The following is a 17,672-nucleotide window of genomic DNA, read 5'->3' on the forward strand; positions in this document are numbered from 1 at the left end:
ATGGCTTAATTATGCTTGAACTTCATGTTTGTTGCCACGAACTTTATAGACAATAAGTCCGATAATAAATCCAATTAATGCTGGGACAATCCATCCCATACCAATATCAAAGAATGGTAAATAATTCTCAGCAAAACCGATTAATGATTGTGCGAAGTTCGTTTTCACAAAAGGTTCTGGACTCGCTTTAATACCATCAAAAAATGCAGCAATCACTGTAAATAATGTAGTAAAGCGGTACACAATTGGCGAATTATTAAATAAATGACTTACTAAGGTTAGTAAAATCAGTGTAATGGCTAATGGATAAATAAACATTAATACGGGTAATGAGTACATAATAATTTTTGTTAATCCGACATTCGCAAATATAAACGCCAATACACTAACCATAGTGGCTAATACAATGTAGTTCGTTTTAGGAAATAGTTCTGTAAATGTTTCTGAAAAAGCTGTAATTAAACCAATTGCCGTTTTTAAACACGCCACAATAATAATAAGTGATAAAACAATAATTCCGAAATCACCTAAATAATGTTGGGCAATTTGTGCAAGGGCAATGCCCCCATTTTCACTTACTTTAAATTCTCCAAGACTCATTGTTCCCATTACTGCAAGAAGTGTATAGATGACACCCATGCCAATAATGCTAATGGCCCCCGATTTCACTGTTTCTTTAGCAATATCATTAGGATTTGTAATACCTAATTTTTTAATAGTCGTTACAATAATGATGCCAAATGCTAGTGATGCCAGTGCATCCAATGTATTATACCCATCGATAAAACCTTTTAATAATACACTCTTATTGTAGTCAGGACTTATTGGTGCATGACTTATACTGCCCATTGGGTGAATCAATGCAAGTACGACCACGATACCTAATAAAATCAAAAAGACTGGATTTAAGAACTTGCCAATATAGTCTAAGATTTTAGAGGGTTTACGTGCAAAAAACCAAGCTACGATAAAGAACAACATACTAAAGACAGGTAAAATCCATTTTCCACTGCTTGGAGAAACAAATGGTGAAAAAGCAATTTCATATGATGTTGTTGCAAGTCTTGGTAAAGCAAAGAAGGGTCCAATAACAAGATAAAGACCAATCGTAAATATGTATGCATAAATTTTACTTACGCGTGAAGAAATTGCAAATACACCATTCGTCTTAGAAATACCAATCGCAATAATTCCTAAAAATGGTAAACCGATTGCTGTAATTAAAAATCCTAAATTCGCAAGTAATACGTTTGCGCCTGCCATTTGCCCTAGATGAAGTGGAAAAATTAAGTTTCCTGCTCCAAAGAACAAACCAAAAAGCATCGACCCAATAAAGAGATTCTCTTTAAATGTAAGTTTCTGTTTCATTGTCTTTCCTCGTTTCCCTCTTAAAGTCATAATAGATATTATACATTTTTTTAAAATCAATTTCTTTAGAATTTTTAAAAAAGTTAGATAATAATATATAAAAAAACTTCTCTTTGCATGATTACATTCATTTTTTATGCAAAAAGAAGTTTTAAGTGTAACCTTATACTCATCGATATTTATCCTTAATTATATAATTTTTAGTTATACAGACTTAGCTAATATATGTATCTGCATGTTCAAGGCGATATGTTTCACCTTTTGCTTTAGCTTCTTCATAAGCTTCATATGTTGTATGTTTAACATCTTCAACTTTGTAATTTACCGTTTTCGCAAATTTCCTTACATCTTCTTCATTTTTGGCCAATACAAATACCGTTAAAATATTGTCATCTACAATGTCTTTATGGTGTTGGTAACGTAGTCTATAAATATTCATGACGCTGTCTCCTTCCAATCTATTAGTGATAAACCCTTACTTCATAAAAATAATAAATAATGCCCTACATATTATTTAAATTTAATATACCACTTTTTTTTGAAAAAGGAAGCCTATAAAAAAGAAGTAAGATAGAATTTACTTGATCTTCATATCTTACTTCTTTACTTTAATATACTTTAATTTTAAGATTCATTTTTTAAAGCTTTTTCAATAGCTTTAATATTTTTCTTCATAAATGATTGATACGTATTACTGTCATTATCTTGTTGTTTAGTATGAGAACCCATATTATAAAATGAAATTGTTTTTGCATGTGTTTCTTTTCTAACCGTGTCTGCAACTTTATTCGACACATTTTCTTCAGCTAGGATATAGTTTACCTTATCCTCTTTAATTTGTTTTACAATAGTTGTAAGATCTTTTTGACTTGGTTCTTCAGCATTCATATTTTCGATTCCTTCTTGCTTAAAACCATAGCGATCAGCTAAATAACCAATAGAATCATGTGAAATATATACTGTTTTACCTTCTTGACCTTTAACAGCACGTTTCATATCTTTATCTAAATCCTTCAAATCACTAACTAATTTTTTATAATTCTTTTCATAGTCATCTTTATGTTTAGCATCTTTTTTAACGAATTCATCTTTTATATCTTTCGCAAATTGTTGACTTAATACAGGATCTAACCAAACATGAGGATCATATTTACCATGATGATGCTCATGTTCTTCGTGCTCGCCATGTTCTTCGTGTTCACCGTGTTCATGTTCATCCTCTTCGCCTTTTAACAAATCGGCTTTATTTAAAGATGATTCTAATGATAATGTTTTATTTTTATCATTCACCGCATTTGCAATTTTTTTAGCGACTGGGTCTAGATTATCCCCTGTATATACAAATAAATCTGATTTACCAATATCGACCATTTGTTTTTGACTCGGCTCATATGTATGTGGATCCATTCCATTCGGATAGACTGATTCAACATGGACGTATTTACCACCAATTTGTTGAGCAAAAGATTTCAGTGGATATACTGTCGTTTTTACCTCAAGCTTTTCATTGTTCTCTGATTTTTTATCTTTATCACTACCACTATTGGATGTTCCACAAGCTACAAGTGACAACGTTAAAATACTGATGAAGACTAACATTAAACTTTTCTTAATCATTTTCTTCTCTCCTAAATCGTAATTATTACGTTTTAATAATCGCATTTCATATCGAAATTGTCAATGGACGATTTAAAAAAATGAAAATGATTAAATAATTATATATAATTGTTGTTTTACTACAGTCAGAAAAAGGACCGAAAGTTATAAAAGGATTTTTATTATGAAAAAATTTCTTCTAGATAAATAAGGCATTATTGAAACATTTAATAGCAAAAGTAAAGTAATGCCTGAAACAATGAGTGGAGAATGTATTGCTATAAATAAAATTAAAAATGATCAACATATCCATATTACTGAACCTAAAGAACCAACTGTTAAGTTAACAATATTAAGAAAAATGATTTCGGACAACTTTAATATATAAGTAACAGAGTGAAACAGAATTCCCATTAAATTCATTGTTTCGTTCCTTTTCATCTCAATATTTCTATGTTTATTAGCTTTAATTAATAGTTTTTTGAAAATTTTGTGTATTTTAAAATATAACTCCTAAAATAAAGCGCTTTCTTGTTAAAATAATAGTGTAACTATTTTAAGGGGGACGATGATAATGACAAAGGGGAATCAAATCACTAATCAATCTAAAAAAGAAACATCTAATAAAGGATATAAACCATTATGGATTGTGATTAGTTTTATCGTATTAGTAATGATTTTATTATTACCTACTTCAAGTAGCTTACCGGTCATGGCTAAAGCAGCACTTGCCATTCTTGCTTTTGCTGTAATCATGTGGGTTACTGAAGCAGTATCTTATCCAGTTTCAGCTACTTTAATTTTAGGACTTATTATATTATTACTTGGCTTTAGTCCTGTTCAACATCTCTCAGAACAACTTGGTCATCCTAAAAGTGGAAACGCCATTCTGAAGGGAAGCGAATTATTAGGCACAAACAATGCTCTGAGTCTCGCATTTAGTGGCTTTTCTACTTCTGCAGTGGCACTTGTGACCGCCGCTTTATTCTTAGCAGTTGCCATGCAAGAAACCAATCTTCATAAACGACTAGCACTTTATGTCCTTTCAATTGTAGGAAATAAAACAAAAAATATTGTTATCGGTGCAATTTTAGTATCAATTGTATTAGCCTTTTTTGTACCTTCTGCTACGGCTCGTGCCGGTGCTGTCATACCCATTTTACTTGGAATGATTGCAGCCTTTAAAGTGAGTAAAGATAGTAAACTAGCATCACTTCTTATTATTACATCCGTACAAGCTGTATCGATTTGGAATATCGGTATCAAAACTGCGGCTGCACAAAATATCGTCGCTATCAATTTCATTAATCAAAACTTAGGCTATAACGTGTCTTGGGGTGAATGGTTTTTATACGCCGCACCATGGTCTATACTGATGTCTATTGCCTTATATTTCATTATGATGAAAGTGATGCCACCTGAACGAGATGCCATTGAAGGTGGTAAAGAATTGATTAAACATGACTTAAACGAACTAGGCCCAATGAGTGCTAGAGAATGGCGACTCATTGTCATTTCTATCTTATTACTGATCTTTTGGTCTACCGAAAAAGTACTTCACCCTATCGATTCAGCAAGTGTCACTCTAATTGCATTAGGTATGATGTTAATGCCTAAAATCGGTGTGATTACTTGGAAAGGCGTTGAAAAGAAAATTCCATGGGGAACAATTATCGTCTTTGGTGTAGGCATCTCACTTGGTAACGTTTTACTTAAAACAGGCGCTGCTCAATGGCTCAGTGATAAAACATTTGGATTAATGGGCCTAAAAGGGTTACCAATTATCGCAACGATTGCACTCATTACATTATTCAATATTTTAATTCATTTAGGCTTTGCGAGTGCAACAAGCTTATCATCTGCATTGATCCCAGTATTTATTTCATTAACTTCAACATTAGGTTTAGGCGATCATTCTATCGGTTTCGTTTTAATACAACAATTTGTGATTAGCTTTGGATTCTTATTACCAGTGAGTGCACCACAAAATATGTTGGCCTATGGTACGGATACATTTACTGTTAAAGATTTCTTAAAATCAGGTATCCCCCTCACTATTATAGGTTATATTCTTGTGATTTTATTTAGCTTAACGTATTGGAAATGGTTAGGTTTAGTGTAGAATAAAGTCAGATTAATTTTATAGATAGAGAGGTTTATCATGACCAAAAAGACCATTTATTTTATTTGTACAGGGAATTCTTGTCGTAGCCAAATGGCTGAGGGTTTTGGAAAAGTAATTTTAGGTGATGAATGGAATGTATATTCAGGAGGCATTGAAACACATGGTGTTAATCCTAAGGCAGTTGAAGCCATGAAAGAAGTGGGTATCGACATTTCCAATCATACCTCTGATTTAATTGATGATACGATTTTAAAACAGTCAGACTTAGTAGTAACATTATGCAGTCATGCTGATGCACATTGTCCTACTATTCCATCAGGTGTTAAAAAAGAACATTGGAGCTTCGATGACCCAGCCGGAAAAAATTGGTCAGAATTCCAACGTGTTCGAGATGACATTAAAAATGCGATTGAACAATTTAAATATAGAACATAATAAAACAGCAGTTTCTACGTATTTGACGTAGAAACTGCTGTTTATTGATATAGCCATTGCTTACCAAAAGTCACTTGTTACAATACTTTTTCTCTCGATGTCTAAATTTGGAATGTCCCTCTCATTCGCAACTGCATCTTTATAATTTAAATTAAGCACCTCAATGGCTTTATCAAACGTCACATTATCTTTACACATGTACTCCCATACAGTTTTATTGATGTACTCATTACCATCATAATAAAAGTCTTTCACCCACATTACTTATCATCCCTTTCTATTTATTACAGTTTGATATTACACCCAAAGTGTAATGTAGGCAAATCTTAAATAATTAGAAATTATTAATTATTTATCCGTTTATATGATGATAATTAAATGAATTTTTGGTCATTAAAAGTTGTTATAAAGAACTTATGGAAAAATTTTAAACACCTATGATGATAAGCATTTGTTTATTTTTCTTCATCTTCTAATTTCACAAGTGTTGGTTTAGGCGTATGAATTCCTACATCATTAAAGTAACTTATGATTTCTTTTCTTAATAAACGTTGGCCTGGGAAATGCATGCCCGGTTTAACATGAGCTAATAATTTAATTACCATTTCATTACCATCAATACTATCTAAACCGAGTAGATCAGGTGCCGCAACGAACATATCGTATTTATCTTTTAATGTTGGTAAGAATGCTTTTAATTCTTTTTCAATAACGTCATAATCTTCATTTGGAGAAATTGGAATTGCAATAAGGGGTGATACATCTGTCTTAGAATAATTTACAATTTCACTAATTGTGCCATTAGGTAAGGTATACACTTCTCCAGTATCAGATTGAATACGAGTAGATCGTAATCCTATGGTTTGTACGGTTCCTTCTGCAATCGTTACACCTGATGAATTAATTTGAACATAATCGCTGACATCGAATTGTCCCTCAAAAATAACAAAAAAGCCGGTAATGATATCTTTTACAACAGTCTGGGCACCAAAACCAACGGCTAAACCAACGACACCGGCTCCAGCTAAAATAGCTGAGACGCTAATTCCAAAACGAGAGAGAACCGATGTAAGAACAATAAACCAAACAACATAACTAATTAAATTTTGAACAAGTGTTGAAAGTGTCTCACTTCTTTTAATTTTATAACGTGTCTTCTTCTTCTCATTGACTTTAAAAAATTTTGTTACTACTTTTCTAGAAATTGCAATAACAATCATACCTAATAAGATATAGGCAATAATAATTAAAATATTGGCTAGTAAATTTTGATAAAACTCTATCTTCGTTAATGGTTCAACAAATTTAATAAACAGTTGTTTCATTTGATTCACGTTGATATGATTCTCCTTTTATACTTATATTTTTAAATGATTGTGCGCCATTATTTAGAACACGACACTTAAATAAAAATGATACCATATTTTATATTTTATCTAAAATCATCACTTGATTTATACTTCCCATAAAAAACTTCATCCTCACTACTTCGTGAGAATGAAGTCATATATTAAATCATTATTATTTATGGTCTGAACTTTCAAAATATCGTCTTCTAAATTCTGGAGTTGCTACTTTTGATTCAAAGTCTTCTGGAATTTCTTCAGTACGTACGACTAATACATCACATGGCGCATGACGTACAATTGCTTCTGATACTGAACCAATCATAAAACGTTCGACTGCATTTAAGCCTGAAGCACCACACATAATTAAATCAACATTCAATTCATTTGCTAAATTTTTAGGAATGAGTAATTTTGGTGGGCCAAGTTCAAGTCGTGTTTCTACATTTGTCACGCCTTCTTTAACAGCGAGTTCTTTATAGCCTTCAAGTAATTTCTCAGAATACTCTTTAGACGGATCGAATTGAGATGCGTACACTTCATAAGCGGTATATGTTCTTGTATCAATCACATGCACAATCGTTAGCTTTGCATCATTACGTTTTGCTACATCAACGGCTTTATTAAAGGCCCATTCTGCTTCGTTTGATCCATCAACTGCAATTAAAATGTTTTTGTATGATAACATTTTAATCTCCCCCTTATCTGTTCTCATCTTTATTTTAGCACTATTTCAAAAAAATTAGTATTAATATGTAAAGCGCTTTCAAAATTTATATCATACGTTCTTCGCTATCAATTTGATACTGTAAGTAGGATAAAATAGCGCTATAACATCCTAATGATATCGTTAAAACAAATGGTAAAAGTTTGATTGATAACTCTCGGGTATGTTTAGAACTCGTTAATGTTAAATGATCAGTTAAAGCTTGCATATCTATATGACTAAAGCTTGCATAACTAATAATTACAAAAAAAGTTAACATCGCCATTAATTTCATTTTATTTACAAAGTCACTACTAAACTGAATCATTGAAAAAGCTAAAATAAGAATAATAATATTGAATATAACACTAAAAATAATCCACAACATAATAAATGTCGGATGATTTAATTTCCCCATGTTTAAAATATTTCCTTCGACCATTAAAGGTATTAAGAAACTAAATAAAATTGAAATGCTAAATGTAATGATCATTGTTAGTAATGCCCCTAACAGATTTAAAAATTCCCGCATCATATCCACCTTTTAAAAGTTAATATATTAATATTGTACAATTTAATACATTTATATGCTATATTCATCAAAATATTTAATTAACTATTTTCAACATCAACCTTATACTAACTTACAGTGTTGTAATTTTAGAATATCTTACTTACTATTTATTTTATTATATGTTTTTATAGAATTGAGGTGATCATGATATGCCAAATGAAAACTATAGAGAAAATGATATTTTAGGAGGCATTAGCTATTTAAGTGTCTTCTTTGCACCAGTATTATTTCCACTTATTGTATGGATCGTCGCACAACCACCAGCTTCGACCCATGCTAGAAATGCGTTATTCAATCACATCATGAGTTGGGTTATGGTGGTATTAGGATTAGTAACCCTATCTATTTCCCCGGCTTTTGTAAATAGTGAACGCGGTATCGGTTGGATCATTGCAATCCTCATCGCAGTTCTTTTCTTTATATGGGCACTTGTGCTATTTTTAAAAAATATCATTAGAGGTATTAAATTAATGATGCCATAAAAAAAAAGAGGAAGTGACGATAATCTCGTCGTTTCCTCTTTAATTTTATTAATCTCTTGTTGTATGAAACTAAAAAATGACCAATCAAATATTTTAAACTTTATCGTTTTCAGTATAAAAAGCAATACTATAATGTTGTTTGTGAGAATTATATATATACTTTTATTCCATTATGATTGTCTACTGTAATTATAATAAGGTTTGGTCGTTTTAGTATTAGATTGCGCTTGCAATACTATATTACGAAAAGTTGTATGATGTTTATATGAAAGTTGTAATCAATATTTTTATCATCATAACTTGTTTAATATCCATTATTTCTTAAGGTTTTCTTATTTTCCAATGATAAGGATCTTCAAGTTGATACCAATCAGAATTCATTTCGCTACTATTTAGCAGGCATTCATCGAGTTTTTTTTCGATTTTTTCTTGATCTAAGTCGGTACCAATAATGACAAATTGTGTCTTTCTATCCCCATATTCAATATCCCAGCTTTCCGCTACGTCACGACGTTGAGCAAGTATCTCTTCACGTTTTTCTTTAGGCATTGATGCAACCCAATATGTAACTGGGCTGATATTACATGACGATCCTGCTTGTGACAGTAAACACGCAACCTCGTTATATTGCGCAAGCCATACAATACCTTTTGAACGAACAATGTTTTGAGGCATTTGTTCTAACCAATCATTGAAACGTTTCGCGTGAAACGGTAATCGTCTTGAATAGACAAACGAACTCATACCATATTCTTCAGTTTCCGGTGTATGTGCCTCATGGCCGCCTTCTGTTAGCTCCTTAATCCATCCTGCAGAATTGCTAGATTTTTCAAAATCAAATCGTCCTGTATCTAAGACATCATTAATATCTACTTGAGACTGCGTTGTTTTAATTATTTTTGCATCTGGTTGTAATGTTCTAAGTATATGTTCTAATTTATCTAGCGCTTCATTTGTAACTAAATCTGTTTTATTCAATACAAGTACATCACAGAATTCAACTTGGTCTATTAATAAATCCGCAATTGAACGTTCATCTGTCACATCCGCCCCTTGATTACGATCTACAAGTAAATCTTCTGAATGAATATCATTAACAAATCGATTCGCATCAACGACCGTAACCATCGTATCTAAACGACAAATCGAAGTGAGATCTATTCCCATCGCTTCATCGATATACGAGAACGTTTGCGCTACAGGTACTGGTTCAGAAATGCCTGTAGATTCAATAACGATATAATCAATATTGCCTTTATGTACAAGTCGTTCAACTTCTTTTAATAAATCGTCACGTAACGTGCAACAAATACATCCATTAGATAGTTCAACTAATTTTTCATCTGTTCTAGACATTCCACCACCATCAGCAACTAAATCTTTATCAATATTGACCTCACTCATATCATTTACAATGACTGCAATACGACGACCTTCTCGATGATTTAAAATATGGTTTAGTAACGTTGTCTTCCCTGAGCCTAAATAACCACTTAATACAGTTACAGGTATCTTACTCATTTGTATCTCTCCTTTTTAAATCGTAACTATTACGTTTTAAATTGTACAGGGATATTTAAGATTGTCAATATGAATTAAATGAATGATGTATGATATAACTTTTCTATGGCGAGTGATTTACCGCGTATGTCCTCACCTATACTTCAAGGTTTGATATTCCTTAAAGGTATTACACTTTTAATGACATCATTATATTGTTTATGAAACATTGCTGATAGTTTTTTATAAAAAAAGAGCGAAAAATTATTTTTCGCTCTTACACATTATAAATAAATTTTTTAGTATTTCATTCAAATTTTGCGTTAATAAATTTAACTGAGATTGCACCCAGAAGCATCATGATTCCTGCAAATAATAACATCGCAGGCATTGAACTTCCTAATAGTGGGAAAAGTGCAAAGCTTACTACAGAAGCGACAATTTGTGGTAGACAAATACTTGTATTAAATAAACCTAGATAAGCACCTGAATTTTCTCCATCAATTGCTTCGGTTAATAGTGTAAATGGTTGAGTATTCATCGTTAAGTTATTAATACCAATAAATATAAATGAAATAATGAGTAACCATTGGTTATGAATAAAGAACATTGAAATAAGACCTAACCCACCAAAAATTAATCCAAAACTATACCAAAATTTTCTTTGAGAGGGTTTAGATTTTGCAATGACAAAACCAAAAATAACTGAACTTAAAAATTGTATACAGTATAACACACCATACCAGTTCCCTGCTGCTTGATATCCTGCTGAAGAAGGGTCTGTCGCATTCCATACATTTTTTGCTATTGCACCTGTTGAATACGTCCAGAGATACATTAATGCAAACCAGTTAAAAAATTGAACTACACTAATTTGCCAAAATTGTTTAGGCGCAGTTTTTAACAGTTGCCATAAATTTAATTTCTCATTCCTATTGTCATCTGAAATGCCGTGATAATAGTTATATGTTTTAGGTTCATATTCTTTAACGGAAAGAACCGTCCAAATAGAAGCAATGAGTAATACCGCTGCTGCAATATAATAAGCTATTTTTACTGTCATCGGTACTTCCCCTTTAGGCGCTACATTACTCATTCCCATAATTGTTAGTAAAAATGGTAATAGTGTAGCAATAATACCACCTAAATTTGAGAAGATTTGTTGCCATGACCAGGCCATATCTCTTTGTTTTTCGTTTACCATATCTCCAATAATCATTTTATAGGGCTGCATACACGCATTTGACGTCAAATCCATAAGTAACGTCATGATTGCACCAAATGACAACGCCATAAGTGATGCATATCCAAATCCAAACGAACCTGCATTAGGTAGTAGGACTAATACGATCGCTCCAATGGGACCAGCAATTAAAAGATACGGCATCCGACGTCCAAATCTAGTCCAAGTTCTATCAGAATAGTATCCAATAAGTGGTTGTACAATCATTCCTGCTAATGGCGGCAAAATAAAAAACCAACCTAAATTATTAGGATCGGCGCCGAGCGTTTGAAATATTCTTCCCATCATTGCTGATTGAAGTGCAAATGCCATGTTTACTCCGAAGAAACCAAATGTAATAGAAAAAATAACTGCTTTTTTTAAATAGGGTAGCGTAATACCTTGTTCTTCAGTATTTTTAGTATGTATTTGATCTGTATCTTTCATTTCTATCTCTCCTATTTATTACTTGATATAGTCATTTAATTCAATAATTAAATAGCTATATCAAATAACAATTTGTTGGAATCGTTTTCAACTGTAATTATAACATTTTTGAGTTTCTTTGAGAACGCTCGCATTTCCTATAAATAAATCAGAGTTCATTTTATTTTCTAATCTCATATATATCATAATTACCTAATTTAGGTATTTTTATAGATAATTAAAGATTATTGTGATGATAATAGATATATTAATACTTAAAAACAAAATATATAACATAATCTATAATTAGATTATTACAATAAATAACGATAGAAAAAATTGATTATATTAAATATAATTAGATTATTATTTGTATTTTAACTACTTTTTAAAATACATTAGATTATCAAAAAGATTACTAATTAAAGGAGTATAAAAATGAAGGTTATAAAGAGTAAAGAAATCAATCATAGGCCTAAAGTAAGTGTATTAATTAGTACGTATAACAAAGAAAAATTTATTAATAAAACATTAGATAGTGTCTTAAAACAATCGATGGATATGAGAGATTTTGAATTAATCGTGGTGGATGACTGTTCTACTGACCAAACCGTTGATATTGTTTCTAAAAAAATAGACAGTTTTTCTAATTACAAATTTATTCAATTAGATCAAAATTCGGGTACACCTGCGAAACCACGAAATTTATCTATTGATTTAAGTAAGGGAAAGTACATCATGTTTATAGACGGTGATGATTGGTTACCTGAAGATGCTCTAGAAAAGTTATATACACTTTTAAAAACAAACAAGACAGACTATGCTACAGGCTTAACAAAATATGTGCATAGTGATCGCATAGCTAGAAGTGGCGTTGCTCTATCTAAAATTGCATATAATAAAGTAGATTTAAAACACTTTAGAAAATCATTTTATCATTTAGCACCTGCTGGTCGTATGATTAAAGCTAGCGTCATTAAAAAGAATCATATTCAATTTCCAGAAATGATTTTTGGAGAAGATTTACAATTTTTCGCAGAAGTCTTTTTCAATACTAAACGTATTAGTACAACACAAGATGTGGTTTATTGTGCTAACCGTTACGACGATAATATTTCTTTAGTAAAATCAGAAAAATCAACACATATTAATCGTATGAAATGGCAAGGTGAAGCCTATCGTCACTTAATGAGTAAATATAAAAATAATAAATTAATGCCTAATTTACTATATCGTATTATTAATAAAGATGTTTTAGAAGCTAAATTCTATAAAAAAGGCTTTATTAAAAACATAAATGAGTTACTTCCTATTTTTCAAAATATCATTCATATGGTAGATGAACATTTCGATGCTTTAGACTATGCAGATGATGATTTAAACCGACAAGCCATCAAACTAATACGTGAGGGGAATAAAGAAGACATTATCAGTTTTGTTAAATTCTATCTTAAAAAAGATGATAAGCCGCTTCATGAGAAAAACGATATATATTACTATTCGTTTAAAGGAACACATTACAAAAAAAGAATGCATCCTACATTACTAAAAATCTCTCAAGAGAATGATAAGGTGTTCTTAAAAATACTTTCTAAAAACTCTGAGTTAAAGTATCTAGAAGTAAAACATCGAAAAGATCCAACTCAATTCATCGTATTAGATATTAAGAAACATCGTTTTAAATCTGAAGAATATACTGTTCAATTTACAACAAAGAATTTACCTGATGGAAAATTAGCTCTTACAGTTTTAGATAAAGATTTAAATGGCTCAGTTATCAAATCAGGCATGCGTTTTGATTTTTATGAAACTGTTGGTGGCAATTTAGGATATATTAAAAAGTAATTAAAATCTTAGATGTTTCGCCACCGTAGCATTCATTTTACATATATTTATTCGATATATGTAAAATAACGATCTTAATAAATTATAAATCTTAGTCTTGTTATCTATGTATTTTTATAATTCCAAAAGAAATTATGCTAAATTTCAAAATAATGCTGTACTTATTCATTCAAAAGGTGTATAGTTGGTTTCACGTAATAAAAGCTCGTATTTTGGATTGTAGTATATTTTTATAGAATATTCTCTTTTAATTTATGAATTTGTTACAAATATGATGTGCAAAAGCACTTGGAGGTATTCTATATGAATAACGGTACAGTTAAATGGTTTAACGCAGAAAAAGGGTTTGGATTTATCGAAAGAGAAGACGGTGACGATGTGTTTGTTCACTTCTCAGGTATCGCTACTGATGGATATAAAACTTTAGAAGAAGGTCAAAAAGTAGAGTTTGACATCACTGAAGGTCAACGTGGCGAACAAGCAACAAATGTTGTCCCTGTTTAAACATAAATTTTAGCACAAGCATGTATGTATACGTGCTTGTGCTTTTTTTATCATTTCTTTTTGATATTGATATAAAAAATCATCTTTATTTGTATAATGTTGATAAAAAGTCCCTCTACTAATACCACTTTCTCGACAAATATCTTTGACGTTTATATCTTTATAAGGTTTATCTTCTAATAGTCGAATCATACCGTTTTCAATTTTAGTTAATGTTTTATATACACGTTTATCTACAATGTTTTCATTCATTTACTGATTTCTCCTAAACAATATTGAACACTTATCATTGTTGTGTCTGATTATTTTTAATTAATACACTCTAACTTAGAAAATTAACTTATATTGACTATACAGTAATTAAACACAGTGTCAAATTCAAATAAGGAGGAAACATCATATGGCACAAACGATTGCAAAATTAACTGATGCAGTAAAGCAGTACGATAAACATAACGTATTAGATCATATTAGCTTAAATATTCAAGAAGGAGAATTACTCGGTCTCATAGGACCAAGTGGGTCTGGTAAAACCACGACAATCAAGTGTTTACTTGGTATGGAAAAATTGAATTCGGGTTCTACAGAAATATTTGGACAGCGTATGCCTAACCGTCAAGTGTTAAGCCGTATTGGTTATATGGGACAGAATACTGCACTCTATGAGTCATTATCTGCTAAAGAGAATCTTATCTTTTTTGGCCATCTAGCGGGAATAAAAGGTAAACAGTTAATAAAAAGCATTAACCACAATATGGAGCTAGTTAATTTAGAGAATGCACTAAATAAGACGGTTAATACATTTTCAGGCGGTATGCAACGTCGATTATCATTAGCCATTACACTCTTATCTAACCCAAGTCTCATTATATTAGATGAACCTACAGTAGGTATTGACCCTAAATTAAGACAACAAATATGGAATCAGTTAAAGTCTCTAACTAAACAAGGTAAAACGGTTATCGTTACAACACATGTCATGGATGAAGCTGAACGTTGTGATAAAATCGGCCTCATTGTAGAGGGTCGACTCTTCGCCATAGGTACACCAAATGAATTAAAACAAAAATTCAATGTTGAAACAATAGAAGAGGTCTTTATTAAAGCTGAGGAGGTTAAAAATCAATGAAACTTTTAGCAATGATTCAACGCGTCATCATTGAATTATTAAAAGATAAACGTACACTCGCACTTATGTTTTTAGCGCCTTTATTAGTCCTTACATTAATGTATTTTATTTTCAATTCAGATGAAGATACAACATTAACTATTGGTGTTGACCACTCAGTATCCACTCAAATTACAGAGGGTATTAAAAGTGACGATGTTAAATTTAAGGATTTTCCATCTAATCAACATATTAAATCTAAAATTGAACATCATCATTTAGATGCTTTTATTTATCAAAATAATCAAACCATACATGTTACGTACACTAATGAAGATCCAAGTAAATCCGCTTCGATTAAACAACTCCTTCATCAGTCCATTCAAAAAGATAAAATGAATGATATAAAAAAAGTAATGGTGTCTTTACCACAGTCTGCTAAAAATAAAGACGCTAAAGATATCCAATTAGAGAATACCTATTTATATGGTGATGAACATAGTAATTATTTCGATAAAATGTTCCCTATTCTTATGAGTTTCTTTGTCTTTTTATTTGTTTTTCTTATCTCAGGCATAGCACTTTTAAGAGAGCGTACAACTGGAACATTAGAACGTGTACTTGCGACACCAATTAAAAGAAGTGACATTGTTTTTGGTTACTTAATTGGATATGGGGTTTTTGCTATTATTCAAACTTTAATTATTGTATTTTTCTCAATATACTTATTAAATATCAATTTAGCAGGCAGTCTTACTTACGTTATACTTATTAATATTTTATTAGCTATTGCAGCATTAGTAATGGGAATTTTCATTTCAACATTTGCAAATTCAGAATTTCAAATGGTGCAATTCATACCTATTGTTGCTATTCCACAGGTATTCTTTTCTGGAATTTTCCCACTAGAAAATATGTCACCGTGGTTAAGTAACATAGGATACTTATTCCCACTAAGATACGCTGGTCACGCCTTAACAAACATTATGATTAAGGGTCAAGGATGGTCTAATATATGGTTTGATGTATTAATACTATTTGTTTTCATTATCATATTTACTACGATGAATATGATTGGTTTAAAACGATATCGAAAAGTCTAATATAACTTTCGTGTTAATTATAATCCTGATACTAACGTACTTAAATGAAACTAAGTATCAGGATTTATTTTTATTACATTTATATTCTTCTTTCAATAAACTATACACGTAATGATCTGAAAATTATCCTTATCACTATTGATTTAATAGAACATACATTTTTACTTGATGCATATTTGTATTCCAAAATAAATGAACACGAGGTAAAAAAAGTTTAAAAAAATTGTCTGTGTGAAAATACATACTATATAAAGAAAATAAGGAGTGTTAAGTATGGCTAATAAAATTGCAATTGCTGGTGCGGGTGCAATGGGAAGCCGTATTGGTACTTACCTAAAACAAAGTGGACAAGATGTTACATTAATAGATTACTGGAAAGATCATGTTCATCGAATAAATGAAAAAGGAGTAGAAGTTCAAACTGAACATGATACTTATACTGTTGAAATGCATGCCACATTCCCTGAAGAGGTCAATCAAACCTATGATATTATTGTACTTTTAACAAAATCAATGCAATCTGAACAAATGATGCAAATTTTAAAAGAGCAGGGAGCAATTAGCGAGGATACTGCCATCTTATGTATGATGAATGGTTTAGGCCATGACGAACGTCTATCACAATTTGTTCCAAAATCACAAATTTTCTTAGCCGTAACAATGTGGACAGCTGGATTACGTGGTCCAGGTCAATTGCTATTAGAAGGTGAAGGTTCAATTGACTTTCAACGTGCTGATGGTAAAAAAGACCCACGTACTCAAGAAATTGCAGATATCTTAAATCAAGCCCATTTAAATGCCACTATCAGTAATGATGTATTTAAAGCGATATGGTCTAAAGCTACGCTTAACAGTGTTTTAAATCCATTGTGCACGATATTAGATAAAACAATTGGTGAATTGGGCGCTTATGATCATTCTAGAGCAATGATACGCCCAATCATTGAAGAAATTGTCGACGTAGCACATGCTAAAAATGTAGATATTCATATTAACGACTTAATCTCGAAAATTGAAGCAGCTTATCCTGATCATGCACAAGGTTTACACTATCCTTCAATGCATCAAGATTATAATCATGGTCGTTTAACTGAAATAGATTACTTAAATGGTCAAATTGTGGACTATGGTAAATCATTAGGTATCGAAACTCCTAATAATGAACTGATTACTCATCTCATTCATCAATTAGAAATGAAGTTAAATATAAATGAATATTAAGTAATATGAAACGAACTAGATCACTTTGGTAAATGATTGAAAAATTGTTTACTCTTTTGATACATTTTTATGATTGTATAAGAGTCCGGGACATAAAGTATCTAGATAAGT

19 protein-coding genes are annotated in these 17,672 nt (G+C 31.2%); 9 read left to right on the forward strand and 10 right to left on the reverse strand.

What is annotated here, in order from left to right; translation table 11 throughout:
* Window positions 1-9: 9 nt before the first annotated feature.
* The 3 genes from brnQ to HMPREF2930_RS01770 all read right to left on the reverse strand — a co-directional run bounded on the left by brnQ (window position 10) and on the right by HMPREF2930_RS01770 (window position 2,985).
* Complete coding sequence (gene brnQ / locus HMPREF2930_RS01760; RefSeq protein WP_017174728.1) at window positions 10-1,368, reverse strand: branched-chain amino acid transport system II carrier protein; 1,359 nt, start codon at window positions 1,366-1,368, stop codon at window positions 10-12.
* Window positions 1,369-1,582: 214 nt separating this feature from the next.
* Window positions 1,583-1,807 (reverse strand): hypothetical protein, encoded by a 225-nt coding sequence (locus HMPREF2930_RS01765; RefSeq protein ID WP_002449204.1) that lies wholly within the window; start codon window positions 1,805-1,807, stop codon window positions 1,583-1,585.
* 185 nt (window positions 1,808-1,992) lie between these two features.
* Window positions 1,993-2,985 (reverse strand): metal ABC transporter solute-binding protein, Zn/Mn family, encoded by a 993-nt coding sequence (locus HMPREF2930_RS01770; protein WP_017174727.1) that lies wholly within the window; start codon window positions 2,983-2,985, stop codon window positions 1,993-1,995.
* 226 nt (window positions 2,986-3,211) lie between these two features.
* Between HMPREF2930_RS01770 and HMPREF2930_RS11500 the strand changes: the two genes are divergently transcribed.
* The 3 genes from HMPREF2930_RS11500 (at window position 3,212) to arsC (ending at window position 5,524) form a co-directional block, all read left to right on the forward strand.
* The gene (locus tag HMPREF2930_RS11500) at window positions 3,212-3,352 is read left to right on the forward strand and encodes a hypothetical protein (RefSeq protein ID WP_153801330.1); all 141 of its coding nucleotides are present in this window, start codon (window positions 3,212-3,214) and stop codon (window positions 3,350-3,352) included.
* Window positions 3,353-3,538: 186 nt separating this feature from the next.
* Window positions 3,539-5,086 carry an SLC13 family permease gene (locus tag HMPREF2930_RS01775; RefSeq protein WP_017174726.1) on the forward strand — a complete coding sequence of 516 codons (1,548 nt, stop codon included), beginning with the start codon at window positions 3,539-3,541 and terminating at the stop codon, window positions 5,084-5,086.
* A gap of 39 nt (window positions 5,087-5,125) precedes the next feature.
* On the forward strand, window positions 5,126-5,524 hold the full coding sequence (gene arsC, locus HMPREF2930_RS01780) for an arsenate reductase (thioredoxin) (RefSeq protein WP_017174725.1): 399 nt from the start codon (window positions 5,126-5,128) through the stop codon (window positions 5,522-5,524).
* Window positions 5,525-5,584: 60 nt separating this feature from the next.
* On the opposite strand, the gene HMPREF2930_RS01785 is transcribed toward arsC, so the two are convergent.
* From HMPREF2930_RS01785 to HMPREF2930_RS01800, 4 genes are all read right to left on the reverse strand, one after another.
* Window positions 5,585-5,785 (reverse strand): hypothetical protein, encoded by a 201-nt coding sequence (locus HMPREF2930_RS01785; protein ID WP_017174724.1) that lies wholly within the window; start codon window positions 5,783-5,785, stop codon window positions 5,585-5,587.
* A 194-nt stretch (window positions 5,786-5,979) separates the two neighbouring features.
* Window positions 5,980-6,849, reverse strand: a complete 870-nt coding sequence (locus HMPREF2930_RS01790) for a mechanosensitive ion channel family protein (protein WP_093514785.1) — start codon at window positions 6,847-6,849, stop codon at window positions 5,980-5,982.
* 196 nt (window positions 6,850-7,045) lie between these two features.
* A complete protein-coding gene (locus tag HMPREF2930_RS01795; RefSeq protein ID WP_017174722.1) occupies window positions 7,046-7,558 on the reverse strand; it encodes a universal stress protein in 513 nt (170 codons plus the stop codon).
* An 85-nt stretch (window positions 7,559-7,643) separates the two neighbouring features.
* A complete protein-coding gene (locus tag HMPREF2930_RS01800; protein ID WP_017174721.1) occupies window positions 7,644-8,108 on the reverse strand; it encodes a hypothetical protein in 465 nt (154 codons plus the stop codon).
* 191 nt (window positions 8,109-8,299) lie between these two features.
* Between HMPREF2930_RS01800 and HMPREF2930_RS01805 the strand changes: the two genes are divergently transcribed.
* Entirely contained in the window at window positions 8,300-8,632 is a 333-nt protein-coding gene (locus HMPREF2930_RS01805; RefSeq protein WP_017174720.1) for a magnetosome magnetite crystal formation protein family, read from the forward strand.
* Between the two features lie 321 nt (window positions 8,633-8,953).
* On the opposite strand, the gene HMPREF2930_RS01810 is transcribed toward HMPREF2930_RS01805, so the two are convergent.
* Window positions 8,954-10,153 carry a GTP-binding protein gene (locus tag HMPREF2930_RS01810; RefSeq protein WP_037541664.1) on the reverse strand — a complete coding sequence of 400 codons (1,200 nt, stop codon included), beginning with the start codon at window positions 10,151-10,153 and terminating at the stop codon, window positions 8,954-8,956.
* A 286-nt stretch (window positions 10,154-10,439) separates the two neighbouring features.
* Window positions 10,440-11,801: an SLC45 family MFS transporter gene (locus HMPREF2930_RS01815; protein WP_037541663.1), complete on the reverse strand. Its 1,362-nt coding sequence runs from the start codon at window positions 11,799-11,801 to the stop codon at window positions 10,440-10,442.
* Between the two features lie 417 nt (window positions 11,802-12,218).
* Between HMPREF2930_RS01815 and HMPREF2930_RS01820 the strand changes: the two genes are divergently transcribed.
* Both HMPREF2930_RS01820 and HMPREF2930_RS01825 read left to right on the forward strand, forming a co-directional pair.
* A complete protein-coding gene (locus HMPREF2930_RS01820; protein WP_017174717.1) occupies window positions 12,219-13,625 on the forward strand; it encodes a glycosyltransferase family 2 protein in 1,407 nt (468 codons plus the stop codon).
* 303 nt (window positions 13,626-13,928) lie between these two features.
* Complete coding sequence (locus HMPREF2930_RS01825) at window positions 13,929-14,129, forward strand: cold-shock protein (RefSeq protein ID WP_017174716.1); 201 nt, start codon at window positions 13,929-13,931, stop codon at window positions 14,127-14,129.
* Between the two features lie 9 nt (window positions 14,130-14,138).
* Here HMPREF2930_RS01825 and HMPREF2930_RS01830 read toward each other — a convergent pair whose 3' ends face one another.
* On the reverse strand, window positions 14,139-14,381 hold the full coding sequence (locus HMPREF2930_RS01830) for a TetR/AcrR family transcriptional regulator (RefSeq protein ID WP_017174715.1): 243 nt from the start codon (window positions 14,379-14,381) through the stop codon (window positions 14,139-14,141).
* 148 nt (window positions 14,382-14,529) lie between these two features.
* Between HMPREF2930_RS01830 and HMPREF2930_RS01835 the strand changes: the two genes are divergently transcribed.
* The 3 genes from HMPREF2930_RS01835 to HMPREF2930_RS01845 all read left to right on the forward strand — a co-directional run bounded on the left by HMPREF2930_RS01835 (window position 14,530) and on the right by HMPREF2930_RS01845 (window position 17,561).
* Entirely contained in the window at window positions 14,530-15,258 is a 729-nt protein-coding gene (locus tag HMPREF2930_RS01835) for an ABC transporter ATP-binding protein (protein ID WP_017174714.1), read from the forward strand.
* A complete protein-coding gene (locus HMPREF2930_RS01840; protein ID WP_017174713.1) occupies window positions 15,255-16,340 on the forward strand; it encodes an ABC transporter permease in 1,086 nt (361 codons plus the stop codon). Before HMPREF2930_RS01835 ends, HMPREF2930_RS01840 begins: the two co-directional genes overlap by 4 nt.
* Before the next feature lie 273 nt (window positions 16,341-16,613).
* A complete protein-coding gene (locus tag HMPREF2930_RS01845) occupies window positions 16,614-17,561 on the forward strand; it encodes a ketopantoate reductase family protein (RefSeq protein WP_017174712.1) in 948 nt (315 codons plus the stop codon).
* The last annotated feature ends 111 nt before the right edge of the window (window positions 17,562-17,672 follow it).

Origin of the sequence: Staphylococcus sp. HMSC068C09, assembly GCF_001813735.1 — a bacterium.
GTDB classification, from domain to species: Bacteria; Bacillota; Bacilli; order Staphylococcales; family Staphylococcaceae; genus Staphylococcus; species Staphylococcus hominis.

What these genes read in the sequence shown, in the direction of transcription:
- HMPREF2930_RS01805 (WP_017174720.1), top strand. Translation starts at nt 8,300, where the DNA reads ATGCCAAATGAAAACTATAGAGAAAATGATATTTTAGGAGGCATTAGC.
- HMPREF2930_RS01815 (WP_037541663.1), bottom strand. Translation starts at nt 11,801, where the DNA reads ATGAAAGATACAGATCAAATACATACTAAAAATACTGAAGAACAAGGT.
- HMPREF2930_RS01785 (WP_017174724.1), bottom strand. Translation starts at nt 5,785, where the DNA reads ATGTGGGTGAAAGACTTTTATTATGATGGTAATGAGTACATCAATAAA.
- arsC (WP_017174725.1), top strand. Translation starts at nt 5,126, where the DNA reads ATGACCAAAAAGACCATTTATTTTATTTGTACAGGGAATTCTTGTCGT.
- HMPREF2930_RS11500 (WP_153801330.1), top strand. Translation starts at nt 3,212, where the DNA reads ATGCCTGAAACAATGAGTGGAGAATGTATTGCTATAAATAAAATTAAA.
- HMPREF2930_RS01825 (WP_017174716.1), top strand. Translation starts at nt 13,929, where the DNA reads ATGAATAACGGTACAGTTAAATGGTTTAACGCAGAAAAAGGGTTTGGA.
- HMPREF2930_RS01775 (WP_017174726.1), top strand. Translation starts at nt 3,539, where the DNA reads ATGACAAAGGGGAATCAAATCACTAATCAATCTAAAAAAGAAACATCT.
- HMPREF2930_RS01795 (WP_017174722.1), bottom strand. Translation starts at nt 7,558, where the DNA reads ATGTTATCATACAAAAACATTTTAATTGCAGTTGATGGATCAAACGAA.
- HMPREF2930_RS01770 (WP_017174727.1), bottom strand. Translation starts at nt 2,985, where the DNA reads ATGATTAAGAAAAGTTTAATGTTAGTCTTCATCAGTATTTTAACGTTG.
- HMPREF2930_RS01765 (WP_002449204.1), bottom strand. Translation starts at nt 1,807, where the DNA reads ATGAATATTTATAGACTACGTTACCAACACCATAAAGACATTGTAGAT.
- HMPREF2930_RS01810 (WP_037541664.1), bottom strand. Translation starts at nt 10,153, where the DNA reads ATGAGTAAGATACCTGTAACTGTATTAAGTGGTTATTTAGGCTCAGGG.
- HMPREF2930_RS01835 (WP_017174714.1), top strand. Translation starts at nt 14,530, where the DNA reads ATGGCACAAACGATTGCAAAATTAACTGATGCAGTAAAGCAGTACGAT.
- HMPREF2930_RS01800 (WP_017174721.1), bottom strand. Translation starts at nt 8,108, where the DNA reads ATGCGGGAATTTTTAAATCTGTTAGGGGCATTACTAACAATGATCATT.
- HMPREF2930_RS01790 (WP_093514785.1), bottom strand. Translation starts at nt 6,849, where the DNA reads ATGAAACAACTGTTTATTAAATTTGTTGAACCATTAACGAAGATAGAG.
- HMPREF2930_RS01820 (WP_017174717.1), top strand. Translation starts at nt 12,219, where the DNA reads ATGAAGGTTATAAAGAGTAAAGAAATCAATCATAGGCCTAAAGTAAGT.
- brnQ (WP_017174728.1), bottom strand. Translation starts at nt 1,368, where the DNA reads ATGAAACAGAAACTTACATTTAAAGAGAATCTCTTTATTGGGTCGATG.
- HMPREF2930_RS01845 (WP_017174712.1), top strand. Translation starts at nt 16,614, where the DNA reads ATGGCTAATAAAATTGCAATTGCTGGTGCGGGTGCAATGGGAAGCCGT.
- HMPREF2930_RS01830 (WP_017174715.1), bottom strand. Translation starts at nt 14,381, where the DNA reads ATGAATGAAAACATTGTAGATAAACGTGTATATAAAACATTAACTAAA.
- HMPREF2930_RS01840 (WP_017174713.1), top strand. Translation starts at nt 15,255, where the DNA reads ATGAAACTTTTAGCAATGATTCAACGCGTCATCATTGAATTATTAAAA.